Here is a 20,857-nt window from a genome sequence, read left to right as displayed (position 1 = left end):
GGGGCAAGCGGCTTTGGCGCCGGTAAGGGGGTCGAAAACGCTCATCGTGTGTCGCATGATGCGTATGTCGGCCTCCCTGTCACATTTCGTACACCGGGTACCACTGCCGGGACGTATCGGCAACCGGAAGCGAGGCGCAAATTTCAGTCTTTGAGCGTCGACCAGGCCGGCATCAGATCGCGTGGATCGGGTTGAGCTGCCTGCACACCGCGTGCGATTGCGCGGCTCATGGTCGAGGCAGCGGCGGCCCCCAGATCGACGAAGGCGTCAAGCGAGGGCTTGCGGCCGGATGCCCCGGTGGCCAGCGCGAACACAAGGTCCCCGTCAAAGGGCGTGTGGCTGGGCCAGATGGCCCGGGCAAAACCTGCATGGGCGGCTATGGCCAGGCGCTTGGCTTCGGCCTTTGTCAGAGCCGCATCGGTGGCGATCACCGCGATGGTGGTGTTGGCGCCGCCGCGCTGCATGTCCCTGAACTTGATGCGCAGATCACTGGAATCATCGGGCATCGGGGAGGGCATGCCGAGCCCGCCGAATTCACCGCCGATTTCAAAGGGGGCTGCCCAGAAATGGCGTGTGTCGCCAATGATGGCCGATCCCATCGGATTGACCGCAACCAGCGCGCCGACCACATGGCCATCAGGCGTGACAAAGGACGCCGATCCGAGCCCACCTTTGACAGTTGCAGTGAGCGCGCCCAGCCCTGCGCCTTGCGATCCGATGGCAAAATCTTCGCTGGCATTGGCTGCGGCCTGATAGCCCAATTCCCGGTAAGGCGGATAGCGACCCCAATCTTTGTCTCCGCCATTGATCAGGTCAAACAGGATCGCCGCTGGCAGGATCGGTATACGGTGCGGGCCAACCTCGAAGCCGATGTCCTGTTCACGCAGATAGGCCTGGGCGCCGCTGGCGGCATCGAGTCCGAAGGCGGAGCCCCCGGAAAGCACCAGGCCGTTGACGCTCTGGACGGTGTTGTGCGGCTCAAGCAGATCCGTTTCGCGGGTTCCGGGCGCGCCGCCCAGAACCTGAACGGCGGCGGTCGCCCCGGGGTCGCAGAGAATGGCTGTGACGCCGGAATTGATCTTGTGGTCGTTGGCATTGCCAACGCGCAAGCCAGCAACATCCGTAATCAGGTTGCGTTGGCCGGAGGTGCTCACTGGCTTTGTTCCAAAAGCAGCTCCATGTCCTCAAGGCTCATCCGCCGGAACTCTCCGTCTTCCAGGATGGCAACGCCGAAACCAGGCCCGACGCGTTCACCGTCAGCGGAGAAGCTGACCTTGCCGAGCGCCGTGGAGAAGGTTGACTGGCGCAGCAGGTCTTCAATGCCGGTCTCGCCATAGCTGTATCTCGTGGCCACAGCGCCGAGGATTTCCGCTGCCGCATAGGCCGGTGCGCGCAAGCCTTCCAGAACAAGGCCTTCGTTGGCAAAGGCGTCGCGCGCGGGAGCTGCTGCGGGGCCGGGAATGGCGCCGTCCGACAGCACCGCAATGGTGCGCTCGGGCAGCGGCAGTTCTCCCTGCGGGGCATGGAGAGCGTCGCCACCCATGAAGCCGAGAGGGACGCCTTGCAACTCGGCCTCGGCGGCGATGACAGCGAGATCAGCGCGTTCGCCCCCGACAAAGACCCGGCTCACACCGGCTGCCTTGAGGCGCCGCAGCAGGCTTGGCTGGGTTGCCTGGCCAGGGCGGTAATTGTCGACAAAGGCGGGTTTGAGGCCACGCTCTTCCAGAATGGCGCGGACCGCCTCAACCAGTTCGCGGCCCGAAATCGCGCCATCCTCGATCAGGGCGAAGGGCTTGTCGGCCCAAAGCCGCAGGATCGTGTCGGCGGCAACGCCTGCCTCCTCGCTGGCTTGCGGCGCAAGACGGAAGAAGCGCCATCCCAGACGCTTGGCCTCCTCGCCGATGATGTCGGCGCGAACGGTCAGCGTCATCACCGGGATGCCTTCGTCCGAAAGCAGCGGCAGCGCCGAAGCCAGGCTTTCCGTGCACAGGAAGCCGACCACGATATCGACGCCCGCTTCGGCCATTGCCGCAGCAGCATCCACACCGGTCTCCTTGGTGCAGCCATCATCGCCTTCAACGATGTCGGCAAAAACCTGCGGATTGGTCTTGTCCCAGAGGGCGAAGGCTTCGCGGACATGGTTGCCAAGGATCGCGAACTGGCCCGATTGCGGAATCACCAGCCCCACGCGCAGAGCGTCCGCGCGGGCTTGTGAGGCACTGGCGGCAAGCAGCATCGTCAGCACGGCAAGGCAGGGCCAGGATCGGCAGATGGTCATGAGCAATGTTTAGACTGTGGCGAGCGGATACGCCAAGCAAAAACCTTTGCCAGGACAACGCGCTGACGGGTGTGAGCGATAAAAAGTCGCGCGCGCGGGTTTCAAATCGCTGCGCTGCCTTTATGTATGGGCCTCGAAGGTGATCCGATGGTCGCCCTGTAATGAGGCTTAGGCGTGTTGAAACGGCAAATCATTGAACCAAGGGAGTATCGCGACGCGATGGCGCGCTATGCCGGCCATGTACAGCTCGCCACCACCGCGCATGATGGCGTGCGCCGGGGCGTGACCGTGACCGCTGCCTGCTCGGTCTCCGACAACCCCGGTACGATATTGGTCTGTCTCAACCATTCCAACCCGAACAACGCGATCTTTCAGGCGTCTGGCTTGTTCGCGCTCAACACGCTGACCGCTGCCCAGGAAGAGGTGGCGTCGGCGTTTTCCGGTATGGGCGATCTGGATGCGGATGCGCGATTCGCGCTGGGTGAATGGGATACAATCGCCACCGGCGCGCCGACCCTTGTCGATGCGGCAGCCGTATTTGACTGCCGGATCATCGAAGCCAAACCCGTCGCGACCCACACAGTGGTGATCGGCGAGGTGGTGGGCCTGAGAGTTGGCGCCCCGGGCCCTGCGCTTTTGTATCTGGACCGGGGCTACAGATCGCTCTAGCCTTGCATCTACCGTCAATCCTGGAGCCATGATGCCTGTTACCAACCAGCTGCCCGCCTCCATTGATGAAACGCTCGAGATGCTCTCGGACGGAGATTACGTTGCCGGACGGGCATTGGCGACGGTTCTGTTCCTGAGCCTGAAGATGCAGCGGCCGCTGTTTCTCGAGGGCGAAGCTGGTGTCGGCAAGACCGAGATCGCCAAGGTGCTCGCCAAGGCGCTCGACCGGCCGCTGATCCGGCTGCAGTGCTATGAGGGCCTTGATGTCTCCTCGGCGGTCTATGAGTGGAACTATCCCGCGCAGATGCTGGAGATCCGGCTCGCCGAAGCGACCGGCGAGGATGATCGTTCGGCCATTGAACGTTCGATCTTTTCAGAGAAGCACCTGATCAGACGTCCGGTGCTGCAGGCGCTGGAAGCGCCGGGCGGCCGGGCTCCGGTGTTCCTGATTGATGAGCTGGACAGGACCGATGAGGCTTTTGAGGCGTTCTTGCTGGAAATCCTGTCGGATTACCAGGTGACGATCCCGGAACTGGGGACGATCAAGGCGGAAGAGCCGCCGATCGTGATCATCACCACCAACCGCACCCGTGAAATTCACGACGCGCTCAAGCGGCGCTGCCTGTATCACTGGGTCGATTACCCGGCGGCTGATGTGGAACTCGAAATCGTCCGTCGCAAGGTGCCGGGCTGTCATGACGAGCTGTCGCGGCAGGTGGTCGCCTATGTGCAGAAGCTCAGGCAGATGGATCTGTTCAAGAGCCCGGGCGTGGCCGAAACCATCGACTGGGCAACGGCGCTGACCGAACTCGACCGGCTGGCGCTTGATCCCGAAACCGTCTCCGACACACTCGGCACTCTGCTCAAATACCAGGATGACATTGCCCGGATCGAGGGCAGTGCGGGACGCGAATTGCTTGCTGAAGTGAAGGCCGACCTGGCCGCCGCAGTGTGATGGCAAAGCCTGAAAATGCGCCTTCGGTGAAAAATGGCGACGGCCGGATCGTCGATAACATCGTCTATTTCGCGCGCGTGCTGCGCAAGGCCGGCATGAAAGTCGGGCCTGCCGCCGTGCGCGACGCCGTGGAGGCGGTGCAGGTTGCGGGCGTGGGAAGCCGGGAGGAATTCTACTGGGTGCTTCACTCGGTGTTCGTCAAGCGGCGCGAGGACCACCCGGTCTTTGACCAGGCGTTCAAGCTGTTCTGGCGCACCCGTGATCTGGTCGAGAAGATGATCGCCATGTTCTCGCCAGTGGCGATGGAAACCCAGCGCAAGGAAAAGCTCAAAGCCGGCGAGACCCGGGTCAGCCAGGCGCTGTTCGAGGGGCACGAGAAAAGCCGCCCGCCGGAAGAAAAGCCGATCATCGACATTGATGCGCGGCAAACGAGTTCCGGCAATGAGGTGCTCAGGCAACAGGATTTTGCCCAGATGACGGCGCTCGAGCTGGCGCAGGCCAAGCGCGCCATCGCCGGACTGGCCTTGCCCTTCGATCAGGTGGAGACGCGGCGCTACAAGCCTTCATCCAAGCCCAGGCGGATTGATCCGCGCGCGACCATGCGGGCTGCGATGCGCACCGGCGGAGATCTCATCCTGCCGCGCTTCCGCAAGCGCCGGAAAGTGCATCCGCCGCTGGTGATCATCGCTGATATCTCGGGCTCAATGAGCCAGTACACCCGGATTTTCCTGCATTTCATGCATGTGATCAGCGAAAAGCGCCGTGGTGTGCATACTTTCCTGTTCGGGACGCGCTTGACCAATATCACGAGGCAGATGCGCAGCAAGGACCCCGACGAGGCGGTTGATCAATGCGCCGGTGCAGTCCGTGACTGGTCGGGCGGCACCCGTATCGGGGAGGCGCTCAGGGAGTTCAACCGGTTGTGGTCGCGCCGGGTTCTGGGGCAGGGTGCGATCGTGCTTTTGATCACCGACGGGCTTGAACGTGATTCCATCGAAGAGCTAGATGCGGAGATTGACCGGCTGCATCGCTCCTGCCGGCGTCTGGTCTGGCTCAATCCGCTCTTGCGGTTTGACGGGTTTGAAGCCCGTGCGCGCGGTGTTCGCACCATGCTTGCTCATGTCGACGAGTTTCGCGCGGTGCACAATATCGAAGCGATGGCGGATCTGGTGTCGGCTCTGGGCGAGAAGAGTGGCGACGCATCTGATCCGCGCCGCTTCCTGCAAGGCCCTTGAACTTGAGCCGGAGCGAGCGCCATACTCTGGCGAACACTTGAGGAGCCAATCATGACTGGAATAGCGGCAGAAGAGCAGATTGATCCGCTGATGGTGGCCGAACGCTGGATGCTTGAAGGCCGCGAGGTTGCGATTGCAACCGTGGTGGCGACCTGGGGGTCGGCGCCTCGCCCCGTAGGCAGCCATCTGGTGATCGATGAAGAGGGCAATTTTCACGGCTCGGTTTCGGGCGGCTGCGTCGAGGGAGAGGTGATTTCCGAAGCTGCTGGCGTGATTGCCGATGGCCAGCCGAAGATGCTCGAATTCGGCGTTGCGGACGAGACCGCCTGGCGGGTCGGGCTGTCCTGCGGCGGCAAGATCGAAGTCTATCTCGAGCGGGTTGGCTGATGGATCCGCATCTGCTCAAGAAGCTCAATGCCGCACGCCGCGCCCGTCAGGCCGCGGTGATGATCACTGACCTGGAGGATGGGCGCGACCGGGTGGTGATGAAGGGCGATCCGCTTGCCGGCACGCTGGGCGAGGCGGTTGCAAGCGTTTTTGCATCCGGCAAGTCGGGTGCAGTTGAGATCGAGGGCAGCCGCTTCTTTCTCAATGTGCATGTGCCTTCACCGCGGATGACGATCATTGGCGCGGTGCATATCTCGCAGGTGCTGGCGCCGATGGCGCAGATGACGGGCTTTGATGTGCGGGTGGTCGATCCGCGCACGGCCTTTGCGACGCCGGAGCGGTTTGATGGTGTTGATCTGGTCGCCGACTGGCCTGAGGATGCGCTCAAGGACCGGCCGGTTGATGCCTTCACCGCGGTGGTGGCCGTGACCCATGACCCGAAGATCGACGACTGGCCGCTGATTTCCGCGCTCAAGTCGAACGCATTTTATGTGGGCGCGCTGGGATCGCGCAAAACGCATGCGCGACGGGTGGAGCGGCTGACCTTACAAGGCGTCAGCGAGAGTGAGATTGGCCGGATTGCCGCGCCGATCGGGCTTGATATCGGGGCGCAGAGCCCTGCGGAAATTGCGGTTGCTATCCTGGCTCAGGTGATCGGGGCGCTGAGGCGGCCGGCGGGAACGGGCAAGGGATAGCTCATGCGCTTCGGACCTGTGTCACCGGCCGATGCTGAGAACGCCATCCTGGCGCATGCGCTCACGGTTGGTAGCTTCCGGCTGAAGAAGGGCCATGTGCTGACCAGCGATGACCTGATGCTGCTCAAACAGGCCGGGGTGGACAGCGTGATCGTGGCGCGGCTCGATCCGGGCGATGTCAGCGAAGACACGGCGGCGGAAGCGCTGGCGCAGGCTTTTCGCGGGGCCAATATCCGTGCGGCGAATGCCAGCACCGGACGGGTCAATCTTCATGCCACCCGTGCCGGTCTGTTTCGCGCCGACCGGCTGATGGTCGATCATCTCAATTCAATCGATCCAGCCATCACCTTCGCCTGTCTCGCAGATCTCAGTCAGGTTGCAGCTGACGATATGGTGGCAACGATCAAGATCATCCCGCTGGCGGTTCCGGAGGCCTCGCTCAAGCAGGCGCGTTCTGCGATCGAAACGCCGTCGATGGCCCGCGTGCTGCCGTTTCAGTCTGTCTGCGCCGGCCTGATCGCCACCCAGTTGCCGTCCCTCAAGCCCGGTGTGATGGACAAGACCCGCGACCTGCTTGAGGCCCGGTTGGGGCGTGCCGGCTCGCGCCTCGTCGAGGAAGTGCGGGTAAACCATGATCAGGGCCTGCTTGCTGCGGAAATTGGCCGGATGGCATCCAGGCTTGATTTGGTCATCATCTTTGGCGCCTCCGCCGTCACCGATCCGGATGATGTCATTCCGGCCGCAATCAGGAGTGCCGGTGGCCGGGTTGAACGGGTCGGGATGCCGGTTGATCCGGGCAATCTTCTGGTCTTGGGCTCTCTCGGCGATGTTCCGGTGATTGGCGCGCCGGGGTGTGCGCGAAGCCCCAAGGAAAACGGGTTTGACTGGGTGCTGGCGCGGATCCTTGCTGGCGATACGCCAAGTTCCACCGACATTTCACGGCTTGGTGTTGGGGGATTGCTCAAGGAAATCCCGTCGCGCCCTCAACCACGCCAGGTTTCAACTGGTTCAAAGACCCCGGAGGTCGCAGTGGTTCTGCTCGCAGCAGGGCGCGCAAGCCGGATGGGTGAGGAAGCGGGCCACAAATTGCTGGCGCAGTTTGCCGGTGAGCCACTGGTGCGGAGAATGGCGCGAACGGCTCTTGGCTCCACCGCCAGGCTGACCGCGGTGGTCACCGGTCATCGGGGCAAGGAGATCGCTGCAAGCCTCGACGGTCTTGCCGTGAAGCTGGTTGAGAACCGGGATTTCGCATCGGGCATGGCATCCTCGCTCAAAGCGGGACTTGGCGCGCTCGACGATGATGTTGCCGGCGCGCTGGTGCTGCTCGGGGACATGCCGGCGCTGACATCCGAACATCTCAACTTGCTGATTGAGACCTTTGCCGAGGCGGGCGGAACCTCGATCGTGCGTGCCAGTGATGGCGTGCGCCGCGGCAATCCGGTGATCCTGCCCCGCGCCGCCTTTTCTGATGCGATGGCGCTGTCAGGCGATGTCGGGGCGCGAGCACTGATTGAGAGCGGCGCATGGCCGGTGATCGATGTGGAAATAGGGCCGGCGGCGCGGCTTGATGTGGATACGCCTGAAGCGGTTCGGGCCGCCGGCGGAACGGTCGAGTTCGATACCTGAGCGATGGATCACATCATGTGGGACTGCGGCCGGAGATTGGCGGCAATTCCGGATCAGGTGCGTGGTGTTTGCCGCGCGTCGCGGCGGCATCTTTCCGAGCAGTATTTGACCTCGGCCCAGACCCGTTCCCATTTCTTGCGCCATGTGAAAGGCCGCCCGCACTGAATGCAGGGCTTTTGTGGCAGATCGGATTTTGCGGTGCGCTTCGGCATGCAAGCCAAATGGGGCGCAACCTCATTCCGGCAAGGCATGGGGTCCGTCGCGGCATGACCTTGCCGGGTTTGAGCGAACGGTTCACAATGGAGTTCCAGTCCGGTCCGCGGGGCTGGAAGGAGATGGCAGAACCGATGGACAATGATCTGATCCGCGAGATGTTTGACAGCCTCGGCGAGGTGACAATCAAGCGCATGTTTGGCGGCAAGGGGATCTATCATCAAGGCGTGATTCTGGCGCTTGAGGTGGATGGGGACATCCTGCTCAAGGCCGATCAGGTGAGCGCGCCGGACTTTGCGCAAGCCGGAAGCAGCCAATGGACCTACGATGGCAAGTCCAAGCCGGTGGCGATGCCTTACTGGTCGATCCCCGATACTGCGATAGACGATCCGGAGGAAATGGCCCAATGGGTCCGGCTTGCCTGGGAAGCGGCGTTGAGAGCCAAGACATAACGTCTAGACGGCGGTTGTTAGCTTGCCTTGAACACGAAAAAGCCGCCGGCGATGTCGCGGGCGGCTTTGCCGTGTCTGAGCGAGGGGTGCGAGCTTTAGCTTCCTGCGCCGATCATCATGAAAGCAGGAATGTCATCACCGAAGCCAACCGGCGTCGGGTCGCGGTCTTCGTTGTTGCGGCCGCCACGGCGATTGCGGTTGCGGTCATCATTTGCCGGTTCCGGCGAGGCTTGCTTTGGCTGCTGCGGGTCAGCACGCTTGGAGGGTTCCTGACGCTTCGGCCGGCTTTCCTGCGCGTCAGGAGCAGCGGTTGGTTCAGCGGAAGCATTCGCCACCGGCTCAACAGCAGCGGTTTCGTTGATGGGTTCGGCTTTTGCGGCTTCGGTTTCAGTCTCGCCGGCCTTGCGGCCTGAACAGCGCGAGGATCCTGGTTTGCCGTCGCTGCGGCGGCCACGGCGGGGTGCCTCGTCGGCATCGTCGGAAGCCGTCCCGGCGAACTTGTCGCCATCCAGCCATTCGATGTCACGGGTAATCAGCTTGGTGATCGCATCGACATATTTGGTGTCGCGGCGGTTGACCAGCGTGAAGGCGGCGCCTTCGCGGCCGGCACGTCCTGTGCGCCCGATGCGGTGCACGTAGTCTTCGGCATGGATCGGCACGTCGAAATTGAAGACGTGGCTGACGGCCGGGATGTCAAGGCCGCGGGCGGCGACATCGGAGGCCACCAGCAAGGTGATCTCGTTGTCCTTGAAGCCCTGCAACATGTTGGTACGCGAGCGCTGGTCCATGTCGCCATGCAATGCGCCGACGGAGAAGCCATGCTTTTCGAGCGATTTGTAGAGGTCGGCCACATCCTTCTTACGGTTGCAGAAGATGATGGCGTTGGTCAGATCGGTCTGTGACCGGATCAGGTCGCGCAACCGTTCGCGCTTTTCGAAATCCTTGCCGCTGCAGGCAACCAGCTTCTGGGTCACCGTTGCCGCGGTGGAGGATGGCGGCGCAACCTCGATGCGGGCAGGGTTTTGCAGAAATTTGTCAGCCAGCTTCTGGATTTCGGGCGGCATGGTTGCCGAGAAAAACAGCGTCTGCCGAGTGAACGGGATGAGTTTTACGATGCGCTCAATATCGGGAATGAAGCCCATGTCGAGCATCCGGTCGGCTTCATCGATCACCAGCAGTTCGACGCCGGTCATCAGCAGCTTGCCGCGCTCTGTGTGGTCGAGCAGCCGGCCGGGAGTCGCGATCAGCACGTCGGCACCGCGTTCGAGCTTCCGGTACTGCTCTTCAAAGGACACCCCGCCGATCAACAGAACAATGTTGAGGCGATGGTTCTTACCGTATTTTTCAAAGTTCTCATGAACCTGAGCCGCCAGTTCACGGGTCGGTTCGAGAATGAGAGTCCGCGGCATGCGCGCTCGTGCCCGGCCGCGCTCCAGCATTGTCAGCATCGGCAGGACGAAGGATGCGGTCTTTCCCGTTCCGGTCTGGGCGATGCCAAGAATATCGCGCCTTTCCAGGGCCGGGGGAATGGCTCCAGCCTGGATCGGAGTTGGGGTTGTGTAACCAGCGTCGGTGACGGCGGACAGTACTTTTTGGCTTAGGCCAAGGTCAGCAAATGTGGTCAATTGAGAGCGTTTTCCGTTTCGGAGTGTGCGTCTGTGCGCGGGTGCGCGCCTGCTGCGCCGAACCCAGTGGCATCCGATTAGTCGCTATGCCCCGGAAAGTCAAGAAAAGCCGGGATTTGAGTGTCGTGTGGCGGGTGCCGGGCGAAGGGCAGCCGGCGAATATTTCAAGGGGCTCAACTGCGTAAAAGCGGCCTGTGACTTTCACCCCGCATGGCAAGGTGAATCTTTAAACCATTGGTGGTGGCGATGCGTTTAACCGGGTGTCGGGGGCTTATTCAAAGCTCACAAAGGAGTTTACTATGAAACTGATCAAAACACTCGCCGCAGCCATTTTCGCCATGGGCATCTTCGGCGGTTCCGCACTCGCCGGGTCTCACGGTGGCAAGAAGGATATCGTTGACACCGCAGTGGAGGCGGGCAGCTTCACAACCCTGGTCGCCGCTGTTCAGGCTGCCGATCTGGTGGAAACCCTGAAGGGTGAGGGCCCGTTCACGGTTTTCGCACCCACGGATGAGGCATTCGCTGCACTGGGCATGACTGTTCAGGATCTGCTCAAGCCCGAGAACAAAGACAAGCTGACCGCAGTCCTGACTTATCACGTGATTGGCGGCACGGTCATGGCGGCTGATCTGGTCGACGATTCGACCCCGGCCACCGTACAGGGATCGACCGTCACCATCGATCTGGACAACGGCCCGATGGTCAACGATGCGAATGTCGTGACCGCGGATGTGGCGGCCAGCAACGGCGTGATCCATGTTATTGACAAGGTGCTCGTGCCTGAAGGCGTGCTCTAATTCGCACTTCATCTGTTGCTAGACAACAAATCCGGGGCCGCGAAAGCGGCCCCGTTCGGTTCGGAATACGATCTGGTGAGGTGTCTATTGTGAGACCAGGAGCGGCTTGAGCCGGTTTGCGGTCTTGAGAAAGCGCATCGGGTCGACAGCATTGCCATTGCGGCGCACTTCGTAGTGCAGGTGAGGGCCGGTGGAACGGCCTGTCGAGCCTGCTTTGCCAATACGCTCGCCGATGACCACATGATCACCTTTGCTGACCAGAATTTTGGACAAATGGGCGTAGCGCGTCTTCACGCCGCCACCGTGATCGATCTCGACCATCTTGCCATAGCCGCCATTACGTCCGGCATGGACAACGACGCCACTGCCAGCGCTGTTGATCGGTGTGCCGGTGGAAACCCGGAAATCGATGCCGCCGTGGAACGCCATCCGGCCCAGGAAGGGGTCCCGGCGATTGCCGTAGCGCGAGGTAATCTCAGCGCCCGGAGCCGGAATGCCAACCGGGAGCTTGCGAGCATAGCGGCGCATGGTGTCAAGGTGACTCAATGCCTGATCAAGATCATCAAGTGTCGCTTCAAACGCTTTGGGGTCAATGGGGCGGACAAATGGGCCGCCGACCGCGCTGTCCACCTCTGCGGGCAGCGGAATTCCGGCAGCCTCAATGATCTCACCAATCTCTGAAGCGGTTTCATAGGCGTTGATCGCCAGACCCTGCATCTTCTCGATCTGCTCGCGCTCAATGGATTTAAGCGACAGGGTGACCGTCGAGAAGATCCGGTCCGCGCGTTCACTGACCGTTTCGCCAGAGGTTGACGCGGTTGGATTTGCTGCAAAGGCAAGCGGATTGAGACGCGCTGATTTCGGGTCGGTCAAGATTTCAGAACTGGTTGCCAGCCGGGCGAGGCGTGGCATCTTTGGGGCGACGCTTGTGGCTTCGGCCTGTTTTTTGGGTTTTGGTGCGGGAACCGGAATGGTGTCGGGTTTCGCTCCGGCCCGGTCAAGCAGCGGCCCGATTTTGACATGACGATTGCTCAATGCATCCTGACGGGCGATCAGTTCCGCGACCTTCTCCTCCATCAGTTGCTGATCGAGCAACTGACGGCTGGTCACGCGGTCAACCTGCGAACGAAGGGCTGCGATACGGTCCTCATAAGCGTGCTGCATGCGTGCCTGGCGGGCCATCGAGGCGCCGATCAGGTCGTCGCGAAGGACCAGATAGGTGGTCGCAGCAAGATATCCGATAGCGATCACCCCGATCAGCGACATGAAGAGGCCGGCCATCCAGGGGCGCACGGTAATGTGCCGAATGGTTTCGCCACTGGCGAAAATGATGGTGTGGGCCTGTTTGGGGCGCCTGCCGAAAACCTGGCTGTCCTGTCTTTGCGACACGAATTATCCTCGTCAGATTCGTTTGATGCGAAATCGTTGACGCGGATTACACCTTGTTAAGGTTAATAAACACTTGAGTTAGATAGGTCTTATATAAACCCTGGCGTTCTCAAGACATGTTCTGACTTGAAAGGGCGCGGTAGAAGGTCGGTGTAAGGCCTGCGGCAGCGCGTGCGAGGTCATTGAAGGGCGGCTTGAGTCCGCCTCGAAAATTGGCGCGCACGAGCAGCCGGAAGGTCTGGGCCGCATCCTTGCCTTCGCGAGCGCAGAGGAAGCGGAACCATTTGGCGCCGATCGCCACATGTTTCTTTTCATCCTCGTAGATAATCTCCAGAACAACGGCACTTTCGTGGTCGTCGGCCTCGCGCATCTTGGCCAGAAGAGATGGCGTAACATCCAGCCCCCGTGCTTCGAGGATGAGAGGGACCACAGCCAGTCGCGCCACCAGATCGTTGCGTGTGTCGTGCGCTGCCTGCCAGAGCCCGTCATGGGCCGGCATGTCTCCATAATCGGCCTCAAGTGCGCGAAGACGCCCACGTACCAGATTGAAATGCTTGGCTTCTTCAAAGGCGACTTGCATCCAGCCATCGAAAAAACTCTGCGGCATCGGAGCCGAGGCGAAGCGGGCAACAATGTCGAGGGCGAGATCAATCGCGTTGAGCTCGATATGGGCGATGGCGTGCAGCAGCGCGATCCGCCCGCGCCGTGAGTGCAGAGAGCGCCGGGTGACCTGGGTTGGCGGCACAAGTTCGGGCCTCTCCGGCCGCCCGGGGCGGTCTGTCGGCATCGTGTCAAGCGGCGAGCGCAGGGAGATGCGGCGCGCATGCCAACGTCTGGCCACATCCTGGGCAAGCGCGGTTTTCACATCCAGATCTGTTGCAAGGATGGCGCGCGCTGCGCCATCCCGAAGTGAATGCACCGGTATGTTTTGGGTCATGTTTGCGGGTGCGGTATCCGTTGCGAATGAGGTGCTCACAGCGCCTTGGCGGCGTCGAGCACCTCCTGCGCGTGGCCCTTGACCTTCACCTTGGGCCAGATCCTTGCAATCTTGCCATCGGAATCGATGAGGAATGTCGAACGTTCCACACCCATATAGGTGCGGCCATACATGCTCTTTTCCTTCCATGCGCCATAGGCTGCGAGGACAGATGTGTCCTCGTCCGACGCCAGAATGATGCCAAGATTGTGCTTGGCGATGAATTTGTCATGCTTTTTGACCGGGTCGGCGGACATGCCCACCACGACTGCGCCGGCGGCTGCGAAATCTTCGGATAGTGCTGTGAAATCAATAGCTTCAGTTGTGCAGCCTGGCGTATCGTCCTTGGGGTAGAAATACAGGACCACTTTCTTCCCGGCCAATCCGGCCAGCGACACGTTTCCGCCGCCATCGCGTGGCAGATCGAAACCTGGTGCCGGGCTGCCTACTTCAATATCGCTCATTGGAAAACCTTTCACTGTGTGGATCATATGAATTGCAGGTGACCCTGCCTTGAGGCGATATATAAACACAACCATCGCCGTCCAGCGGAATCAGCAAAAAACACAAGGAAGCAGTGTTCAACCCTATGCCTGAGCCTCCGGTTTCAAAGGTACGTTTCAAAAAGCGCGATATCGCTGCGCTTGAGGACATGCCCTCATCGATGGCAGACGACCGAATCGTGTTGCGGTCCCACCCGCTGCGGTCGAAGGGCCGCCGGGTTCTGGGTGGGATGCTTCTGGTTGCGGCCTTTCTCGCGGTTGCCCTCGGCGCTTTGTTTGCAGCTCTGGAAATTGGCCTTGCAGATGGTCAGATCCGGGATCGTGCCCATGCGGCGCTTGCCAAGGCCGTCGGGCCGGAGAATCGCAGCGAGCTCGCTTCCGCCGCGTTGAGGCTGACATGGCGCGGGCAGCTTGCGCTGGAGGCACGTGATGTCGTGGTCAAGCCGGTGTCCGGCAACGCGAAACCGCATCATGCTGACCGGGTGCTGATTTCGCTTGATCCGCTTGCGCTTTTGGCAGGGCGAATAGCCTTGGATTCGGCAGAGATATCGGGTCTCGGACTGACTGCCCCGCAGGGCGCGGGGTTCGATCTCGGTGATCTCGCCGATTTGCGTGTCGATGCAACGGATGACGTGATCGAAGGGCTCTTTGTCTCTCTCAATCGGATGGCGCGCAGAGTGGAGAGCGCGGAGATCAGCGTCTTCCGCGTTTCCGATGTCGCCATTTCGGGTTCAGGCTCGCCATGGTTGGTTCAGAAGGCGGTGTTCGAGCGGCTCGAAAATGGTGATTTCCGGATCACTGCGGACATGAGCCGGGATGACCAGGACATTACCTTTGAGGGCAGAGCCACTTCAGAAGGACGTGCGGCGGGCCTTTCCAAGATCAGTGGATCGATAGCGGGACTGGCGATCGACCTGAGCAACAATGCGATCATTGATCGTCGCAACGGCTTGAAGACAAGTGTCGGTGTCAAATTCGAGGCGGCACGCGCTGATGATGATGACGGGCCCGGGCTGCGTGCAACCATATCAGCCGCAGGCGGGGCCTTGATGATGGGCGGGGTCGAGGCGCAGATCGCCGATGTGCGAGTCAATCTCGTCTATATGCCATCGGAGGACAAAATCGAGATTACGCGCTCACTCATTCGCCTGGGTGAGACCGTCATGCCCTTCACAGGCGGACTGATCGATGCAGACAGGGTCGATCGCATCGAGGGAGAGGGCGTGGCTTTCGATTTCATCATCAACAACGGCCTTGCCGCCCCCGGGGATTCCAATGAGGCACCCATTGCCTTTGATGGCAAGGCTTTCGGATGGTTTGATCCGGCGCAACGCCTTCTGATCGCCGAGGAATTGACGGTCGCGTCGGCCAGTGGCGGAATGTTCGGATCTGCATCGTGGCGTTTTGTGACGGGAGTGTCGCCCGAACTCAATCTGATTGCGCAATCGCCAAGCATGTCCACCTCGACGGTCAAGCAGCTATGGCCCTATTGGATCGGCAAGGGCGCGCGGCAATGGGTCCTCAACAACCTCTATGGAGGCCGGGTGACAAATGGCCGGATCCAGATTTCCGTTCCGGCGGGACATTTTCCGCTCAACAGTCCCGCGACGTTCAACGAGGATCAGCTGCAGATTGATTTTGACATTGAACGCGCCCGCATGAATGTGGCCGGCGACATTCCGCCGCTGCGTGATACGCTTGGCCACATGCGGCTGCGCGGCTCCAGGGTTGATGTCTCGGTCAGTTCGGCCACCGGGTTTTTCCCAACCGGCCGCAGGGTTGAGGTCAGCGATGCGTCGTTCTCTATACCTGCAGTCAACGAAAGGCCGCTGATGGCAGAGCTCGCCATGTCGGTGAGCGGCGATGCCGACGCGGTGGCTGAACTGATTACATATCACCCGATCAAGGCGCTGGACCGGATCGGGCTCGAGCCGGAAGACCTCGATGGCCGTATCTCCTCGCAGGTGACAGCGCGTTTCGGGTTGATCGCCACCCAGTCACCGCCTCCGCCTGACTGGACGGTGGAGCTTGAGATGGCCGGGGTTGATATCGCCAAACCGGTGGAAGGCCGCTCACTGAAACGGATGGATGGTACTCTGTCCGTCACTCCGGTCCGGGCAGAATTGAAGACAGATGCCGATATCGACGGCACCCGCATGACGCTTGATGTGGTGCAGCCGGTGGGCAATTCCGGCGTCGAGGGCAAACGAAAGCTGTCGGGCATGCTCGACCCCGAAGTGCGTGAAGCCATTGCGCCGGGCAGCGGAGCGCTGATTTCCGGACCGGTCGGGTTTACGATGGAAACATCCGCCAAGGCAGAATCCATGGTCACGCTTGATCTCAAACCGGCCACGTTGACCGTGCCGGGCATCGGTTGGACCAAGGGGGCGGGTGTGGCGGCCGAGCTCAAATTTGCCATGACCACGGAGAACGGAACGACACGGCTGTCCGAGCTTGAGCTGAGCGGTGACGGCTTTTCAGCGAACGGAGTGGTCACACTCACAGATGGCGCCTTGAGCAGTGCCGAGTTTACCAAGGTTGCCTTGTCACCACGCGAAAACTACCGCGCGAGCATTGCCAAGACGGCTCGCGGCTACAAGATTGAGGTTGGCGGCGTGGCCTTTGACGCGCGTCCGATCATTGATCTCGCCAAATCCAACGCGTCCAGCAAGGCGAGCGACGGCTCATCGCCGCTGATTGAGGTCAGCGGCAATGTTGATGCGGTTCTTGGCTATTCGGATGAAAAATTTTCTTCGGGAAGTATCCGCTATCGCGGGCAGGGTGAGCAGATTTCCCTGCTCGATTTCAAGGCCGTCAGCCAAAGCGGGCAGGCGGTTGTGATCGCCATCAATGGCGAGGGCGAGAATGACACGGTTCAGATGACCAGCGGCGACGCGGGTGCATTCGCCCGTTTTTCCGGAATCTATTCCAGGATCCAGGGTGGTCTTCTCAACATTCGCCTCAGCCGTCAGGGTGGGCCTTTGAGGCGTGGGGCCATCGACATCCGCAATTTCACGGTGGTGGGGGAGCCGCGGCTCGATTCGCTTGTTTCAACCCGCAGCAAGCAGGACGGCCGCAGCCTGCGTGAAACCGTGAGAACCGAAATCGATGTTTCAGAGGCCCGTTTCGAGATTGCCAATGCGAAGCTCGTCACGGGCAATGGCGCGGTGGTGGTCAGTGAAGGCGTGGTGCGGGGGCCACAGATCGGCGCATCTTTCCAGGGAACGGTGCGTGACGCCGAGGGGCGCATCGACATGACCGGGACCTTCATGCCTGCCTATGGGGTAAACCGGCTGTTCAGTGAGTTGCCGCTGATTGGTGTGCTGCTCGGCAATGGCCGTGACCGTGGCTTGATCGGCATCACTTTCCGGATGACCGGAAAGACCGATTCACCGCTTCTGCAGGTCAATCCGCTGTCGGTGATTGCGCCGGGCGTGTTCCGCTCGATCTTCGAGTACCGTCCCTGAAGACAGCAAGACCGCCGGCAGACTTGCTGACGGCGGTCCGTATGTCGTGTCCGGTCGCGTTACTGCGGGCGGACGAGAACGTGCTTCTTCTTGCCCAGCGACAGCTTGATCACGCCGTCATCATTGAGATAGCCGGAATTGACCAGGGTCTTGTCGTCGCTGATCGCCACGTCGTTGAGCTTGATCGCCCCGCCCTGGACATGACGGCGGGCTTCGCCATTGGATCCGGCCAGGCCCGCGCGCACGAACAGCGCGAGCAGTCCGACGCCGGACTGCAATTCGTCCGATGGAATTGAGATCGTTGGCAGATTGTCCGAGATCGCACCTTCCTCAAAGGTCTTGCGGGCGGTTTCGGCGGCTTCCTCGGCTGCGGCGCGGCCGTGCAGGAGCGCTGTCGCCTCATTGGCCAGCACCTTCTTGGCTTCGTTGATCTCGGCGCCTTGTAGCGCTTCCAGGCGTCGGATTTCATCCATCGGCAGAATGGTGAAGCGCTTGAGGAAGCGGCCGACATCGGCGTCCTCGGCATTCCGCCAGTACTGCCAGAAATCCCAGGCGCTGAACATGTCGGCGTTGAGCCAGACTGCGCCATTGGCAGTCTTGCCCATCTTCTCGCCCGAGGCGGTGGTCAGCAATGGCGTGGTCAGCGCATAGAGCTGGTGGGTGCCCATGCGGCGGCCAAGCTCGACGCCGTTGACGATGTTGCCCCACTGGTCAGACCCGCCCATCTGCAGGTTGCAGCCATAGCGGCGCGCCAGTTCGACATAGTCATAGGACTGGCAGACCATGTAGTTGAACTCGATGAAGCTCATCTCCTGCTCCCGCTCGAGGCGCAGTCGGACCGAATCCATAGACAGCATGCGGTTGACCGAAAAATGCCGGCCGACATCGCGGAGCATGTCGATATAGCTCAGCTTGAGCAGCCAGTCGGCATTGTCGACCATGATCGCATCATGGGCGCCGTCGCCGAAATTGAGCACGCGGGAAAAGACCTGCTTGATCGAATCCTTGTTGGCACCGATTTCCTCGACCGTGCGCAGCTGACGGGTCTCGTCCTTGCCCGACGGATCTCCTACCATGGTGGTGCCGCCGCCCATCAGCGCAATCGGCTTGTTGCCGCTCTGCTGAAGCCAGTAGAGCATCATCATGGTGAGATAATTGCCGATGTGCAGCGAGGGCGCGGTGCAGTCGTAGCCGATATAGCCGACAGCCTCGCCTTTGGAAGCCAAAGTGTCGAGGCCTTCAAAGTCGGAGCACTGGTGAATGAACCCGCGCTCGTTGAGGATGTTGAGAAAGTCGGATTTGTAGGCTGACATGTCACTGTCCTTGAGGTTATCTCGGCGGGGCCGGAAAAAACACGGGCGTCGGTCTGGATCCTGCGCCCGGCGCGGCTTTAGCACTGGCACGCGGCGCATTCAACCAAAGCCACGCGCGGGCTCAGATACGCGTGTCGCTGGCGGCAAAGGGAGACGGGGCAGGATGGCGAATGAAGGCAGTGTGAAACGGGCCATCGGGCTGATGAGCGGCACATCCATGGATGGCATCGATCTGGCGCTGCTCGACACCGATGGCGATGCCGTCGTCTTGCGCGGTGCATCATCCTTCACGCCGTTTGATCCCAAGTTTCGCAAGCGGCTGGAAGTCGGCCTCGAGGCAGCGAAGGCAATCGAGGAACGTGATCAGCGGCCGGGTGACCTTGTTGCAATTGAAACGGAACTCACAGACCTGCATGCAAGGGCGGTGCAGGCGTTTCTGACCCGGGAAGGGCTGCCCGCCGGCGATATCGATGTGATCGGCTTTCACGGCCAGACCGTGTTGCACCGCCCGCGCCAGGCGCTGACCGTGCAATTGGGCGATGGTGCGGTGCTTGCAGCGGAAACCGGAATTGATGTTGTTTACGACCTGCGCGCGCGCGACATGGAGCTGGGCGGGCAGGGGGCTCCGCTGGTTCCGGCCTACCACCGGGCGCTCGCGGCAGGGCTTTCGGGCGATTGGGCCGGCAAGATGCCGGTGGCCTTTGTAAATATCGGCGGGATTTCCAACATCACCTATATTGGCGCGGACGGAACCCTGCTGGCCTTCGACAGCGGGCCGGGCAATGCGCTGATCGACCAGTGGGTCACGCGTCATGCCGGCATTCCCTACGATTCGGGCGGGGCGATCGCGTCCGAGGGGCGGGTGCTGTCGGGGCTTGCCAACCGCTATCTTTCCTCGCCGTTCTTCACGGCAAGGGAGCGGATCTCGCTTGACCGCAATGACTTTTTGCCGCCGGAAGATCACGAGGCTGGACTTGAGGATGGTGCGCGCACTCTGGCTTTCGTCACGGCTGCCGCGATCGAAAAGGCGCAGGCCCATCTGCCGGAGAAGCCTAAATTGTGGATATTGACCGGCGGCGGGCGTCACAACCGGATGATTGTCGAGGATCTCACCGTCGCCACCCGCCATTCCGGCGAGGTGATCATCGCCGAAGAGGCTGGTCTCAACGGTGATTCGATGGAAGCTGAGGCCTGGGCCTGGCTCGCGGTGCGCTCGCTTGCGGGCTTGCCGATCACCTATCCCGGAACGACGGGTGTCACCGAGCCTGCGACTGGTGGGGTGCTGGCATGCAGCAAGGGCACGCAAACCCAAGCTGTAAAGCCCGAAAACTGATTGCCCGGCATTGGTGCGGCGGTTCGACCGCAAACGCTTCCGCATCCATCAGGAATGTCAGGGAAAATGGTGGGCGATGAGAGACTCGAACTCCCGACATCTTCGGTGTAAACGAAGCGCTCTACCAACTGAGCTAATCGCCCCCAGTCAGGTGGCGCCTGCTTTAGGGCGTTCGCGCGCGTTTCGCAACAAAAATCGCGCACACGGATCGTGATAATGTTGCGCGGGCCGCAATCATGGCCGCAGGACAAAGCTTCTATGCCGCAGGTGTGGACGGCAAGTTTGACGATTGTGGTTTTTCCTTCGCATTGAGCGCTTGACACCCAAACACGAACGCCGTAATCAGCCGCTCACGGAACGGCGGCCACCGCTTGTTCCGAGTGAAAAATGCGCGGGTGTAGCTCAGTTGGTTAGAGTGCCGGCCTGTCACGCCGGAGGTCGCGGGTTCGAGCCCCGTCACTCGCGCCATTTTTCAATTCCCTTTTCTTCCGTCCCGACAGTCCAAATCCAGCTCGTTTCCAATTGGAGCGGTATGTCTTCGCTCTACTTCCGGATGTGCGGGCCTTGGTGATTGAACCTGTAATTGTTCACTCTGTTGGTGTTGTTTTCTGACTCGCCGGGACGACTCACTTGTCTCTCCACCGGCTGCGGTTGCAGCAATGCAGTCTGCGGTGCGACTCATAACCGCTGCCGTTGCCGTTTTTTGCCTTGTTTTCCGTAAGCGATTGAAAGAGCATATGAAAAAGACCAGTGATGAATATCAGCGAACTGAGACACTGGCGGGTTAAAGCTGGTACTATCTCATCATAAAGACGCGCGCGCTCTTGCGCACCCAAGCAGGCTGCGCTAACCACGCCGCGTTGCAACATGATACGCCGCGCGGGCAGGGCGTTGGCTCCAGACCTTGATGCAGGGCCGGGGCTTTTACCGCAGCGGATACAGGA

General features: G+C 61.0%; 18 protein-coding genes and 2 tRNA genes. 11 read left to right on the top strand and 9 right to left on the bottom strand.

The window, feature by feature from the left end:
• Positions 1 to 143: 143 nt before the first annotated feature.
• On the bottom strand, positions 144 to 1,154 hold the full coding sequence (locus HPDFL43_RS12255; protein ID WP_007197659.1) for a P1 family peptidase: 1,011 nt from the start codon (positions 1,152 to 1,154) through the stop codon (positions 144 to 146).
• Complete coding sequence (locus HPDFL43_RS12250; RefSeq protein WP_007197658.1) at positions 1,151 to 2,278, bottom strand: ABC transporter substrate-binding protein; 1,128 nt, start codon at positions 2,276 to 2,278, stop codon at positions 1,151 to 1,153. The genes HPDFL43_RS12255 and HPDFL43_RS12250 overlap by 4 nt, the downstream gene beginning before the upstream one ends.
• Before the next feature lie 174 nt (positions 2,279 to 2,452).
• Here HPDFL43_RS12250 and HPDFL43_RS12245 point away from each other — a divergent pair, with 174 nt between their 5' ends.
• Genes HPDFL43_RS12245 through HPDFL43_RS12220 form a run of 6 tightly spaced genes read left to right on the top strand, consistent with a single transcriptional unit; the run spans position 2,453 to position 7,845 of the window.
• Positions 2,453 to 2,947 (top strand): flavin reductase family protein, encoded by a 495-nt coding sequence (locus HPDFL43_RS12245; RefSeq protein ID WP_342586338.1) that lies wholly within the window; start codon positions 2,453 to 2,455, stop codon positions 2,945 to 2,947.
• A 28-nt stretch (positions 2,948 to 2,975) separates the two neighbouring features.
• A complete protein-coding gene (locus tag HPDFL43_RS12240) occupies positions 2,976 to 3,902 on the top strand; it encodes an AAA family ATPase (RefSeq protein WP_007197656.1) in 927 nt (308 codons plus the stop codon).
• Complete coding sequence (locus HPDFL43_RS12235; protein ID WP_007197655.1) at positions 3,902 to 5,137, top strand: vWA domain-containing protein; 1,236 nt, start codon at positions 3,902 to 3,904, stop codon at positions 5,135 to 5,137. The genes HPDFL43_RS12240 and HPDFL43_RS12235 overlap by 1 nt, the downstream gene beginning before the upstream one ends.
• A gap of 51 nt (positions 5,138 to 5,188) precedes the next feature.
• Positions 5,189 to 5,524 (top strand): XdhC family protein, encoded by a 336-nt coding sequence (locus HPDFL43_RS12230; protein ID WP_007197654.1) that lies wholly within the window; start codon positions 5,189 to 5,191, stop codon positions 5,522 to 5,524.
• Positions 5,524 to 6,219 carry an XdhC family protein gene (locus HPDFL43_RS12225; protein ID WP_007197653.1) on the top strand — a complete coding sequence of 232 codons (696 nt, stop codon included), beginning with the start codon at positions 5,524 to 5,526 and terminating at the stop codon, positions 6,217 to 6,219. The genes HPDFL43_RS12230 and HPDFL43_RS12225 overlap by 1 nt, the downstream gene beginning before the upstream one ends.
• Before the next feature lie 3 nt (positions 6,220 to 6,222).
• Positions 6,223 to 7,845, top strand: a complete 1,623-nt coding sequence (locus HPDFL43_RS12220) for an NTP transferase domain-containing protein (RefSeq protein ID WP_007197652.1) — start codon at positions 6,223 to 6,225, stop codon at positions 7,843 to 7,845.
• A 53-nt stretch (positions 7,846 to 7,898) separates the two neighbouring features.
• On the opposite strand, the gene HPDFL43_RS21700 is transcribed toward HPDFL43_RS12220, so the two are convergent.
• A complete protein-coding gene (locus tag HPDFL43_RS21700) occupies positions 7,899 to 8,057 on the bottom strand; it encodes a DUF2256 domain-containing protein (RefSeq protein ID WP_007197651.1) in 159 nt (52 codons plus the stop codon).
• A gap of 135 nt (positions 8,058 to 8,192) precedes the next feature.
• Between HPDFL43_RS21700 and HPDFL43_RS12215 the strand changes: the two genes are divergently transcribed.
• A complete protein-coding gene (locus HPDFL43_RS12215; protein ID WP_040450144.1) occupies positions 8,193 to 8,510 on the top strand; it encodes a TfoX/Sxy family protein in 318 nt (105 codons plus the stop codon).
• A 95-nt stretch (positions 8,511 to 8,605) separates the two neighbouring features.
• On the opposite strand, the gene HPDFL43_RS12210 is transcribed toward HPDFL43_RS12215, so the two are convergent.
• Complete coding sequence (locus tag HPDFL43_RS12210) at positions 8,606 to 10,135, bottom strand: DEAD/DEAH box helicase (protein WP_007197649.1); 1,530 nt, start codon at positions 10,133 to 10,135, stop codon at positions 8,606 to 8,608.
• A gap of 299 nt (positions 10,136 to 10,434) precedes the next feature.
• Here HPDFL43_RS12210 and HPDFL43_RS12205 point away from each other — a divergent pair, with 299 nt between their 5' ends.
• A complete protein-coding gene (locus HPDFL43_RS12205) occupies positions 10,435 to 10,932 on the top strand; it encodes a fasciclin domain-containing protein (protein ID WP_007197648.1) in 498 nt (165 codons plus the stop codon).
• Positions 10,933 to 11,016: 84 nt separating this feature from the next.
• Here the strand turns inward: HPDFL43_RS12205 and HPDFL43_RS12200 are convergent, their stop codons facing one another.
• The 3 genes from HPDFL43_RS12200 to HPDFL43_RS12190 all read right to left on the bottom strand — a co-directional run bounded on the left by HPDFL43_RS12200 (position 11,017) and on the right by HPDFL43_RS12190 (position 13,761).
• The gene (locus HPDFL43_RS12200; RefSeq protein WP_007197647.1) at positions 11,017 to 12,321 is read right to left on the bottom strand and encodes a M23 family metallopeptidase; all 1,305 of its coding nucleotides are present in this window, start codon (positions 12,319 to 12,321) and stop codon (positions 11,017 to 11,019) included.
• A 109-nt stretch (positions 12,322 to 12,430) separates the two neighbouring features.
• Entirely contained in the window at positions 12,431 to 13,258 is an 828-nt protein-coding gene (locus HPDFL43_RS12195; RefSeq protein ID WP_007197646.1) for a ferritin-like domain-containing protein, read from the bottom strand.
• A gap of 35 nt (positions 13,259 to 13,293) precedes the next feature.
• The gene (locus HPDFL43_RS12190) at positions 13,294 to 13,761 is read right to left on the bottom strand and encodes a peroxiredoxin (RefSeq protein ID WP_040450143.1); all 468 of its coding nucleotides are present in this window, start codon (positions 13,759 to 13,761) and stop codon (positions 13,294 to 13,296) included.
• A gap of 200 nt (positions 13,762 to 13,961) precedes the next feature.
• On the opposite strand from HPDFL43_RS12190, the gene HPDFL43_RS12185 reads away from it, so the two are divergent.
• On the top strand, positions 13,962 to 17,267 hold the full coding sequence (locus HPDFL43_RS12185; RefSeq protein WP_169743247.1) for a YhdP family protein: 3,306 nt from the start codon (positions 13,962 to 13,964) through the stop codon (positions 17,265 to 17,267).
• A gap of 59 nt (positions 17,268 to 17,326) precedes the next feature.
• On the opposite strand, the gene tyrS is transcribed toward HPDFL43_RS12185, so the two are convergent.
• Entirely contained in the window at positions 17,327 to 18,580 is a 1,254-nt protein-coding gene (tyrS, locus tag HPDFL43_RS12180) for a tyrosine--tRNA ligase (protein WP_007197643.1), read from the bottom strand.
• Positions 18,581 to 18,743: 163 nt separating this feature from the next.
• Between tyrS and HPDFL43_RS12175 the strand changes: the two genes are divergently transcribed.
• Complete coding sequence (locus HPDFL43_RS12175; protein WP_007197642.1) at positions 18,744 to 19,913, top strand: anhydro-N-acetylmuramic acid kinase; 1,170 nt, start codon at positions 18,744 to 18,746, stop codon at positions 19,911 to 19,913.
• A 67-nt stretch (positions 19,914 to 19,980) separates the two neighbouring features.
• On the opposite strand, the gene HPDFL43_RS12170 is transcribed toward HPDFL43_RS12175, so the two are convergent.
• Positions 19,981 to 20,056, bottom strand: a tRNA-Val gene (locus HPDFL43_RS12170).
• A 248-nt stretch (positions 20,057 to 20,304) separates the two neighbouring features.
• Here HPDFL43_RS12170 and HPDFL43_RS12165 point away from each other — a divergent pair.
• A tRNA-Asp gene (locus HPDFL43_RS12165) sits at positions 20,305 to 20,381 on the top strand.
• Positions 20,382 to 20,857: the final 476 nt, after the last annotated feature.

Origin of the sequence: Hoeflea phototrophica DFL-43 (assembly GCF_000154705.2) — a bacterium.
GTDB classification, from domain to species: domain Bacteria; phylum Pseudomonadota; class Alphaproteobacteria; order Rhizobiales; family Rhizobiaceae; genus Hoeflea; species Hoeflea phototrophica.
The sequence above is the reverse complement of the archived record's forward strand: the minus strand, read 5'-3'. Positions and strand labels throughout refer to the sequence as shown.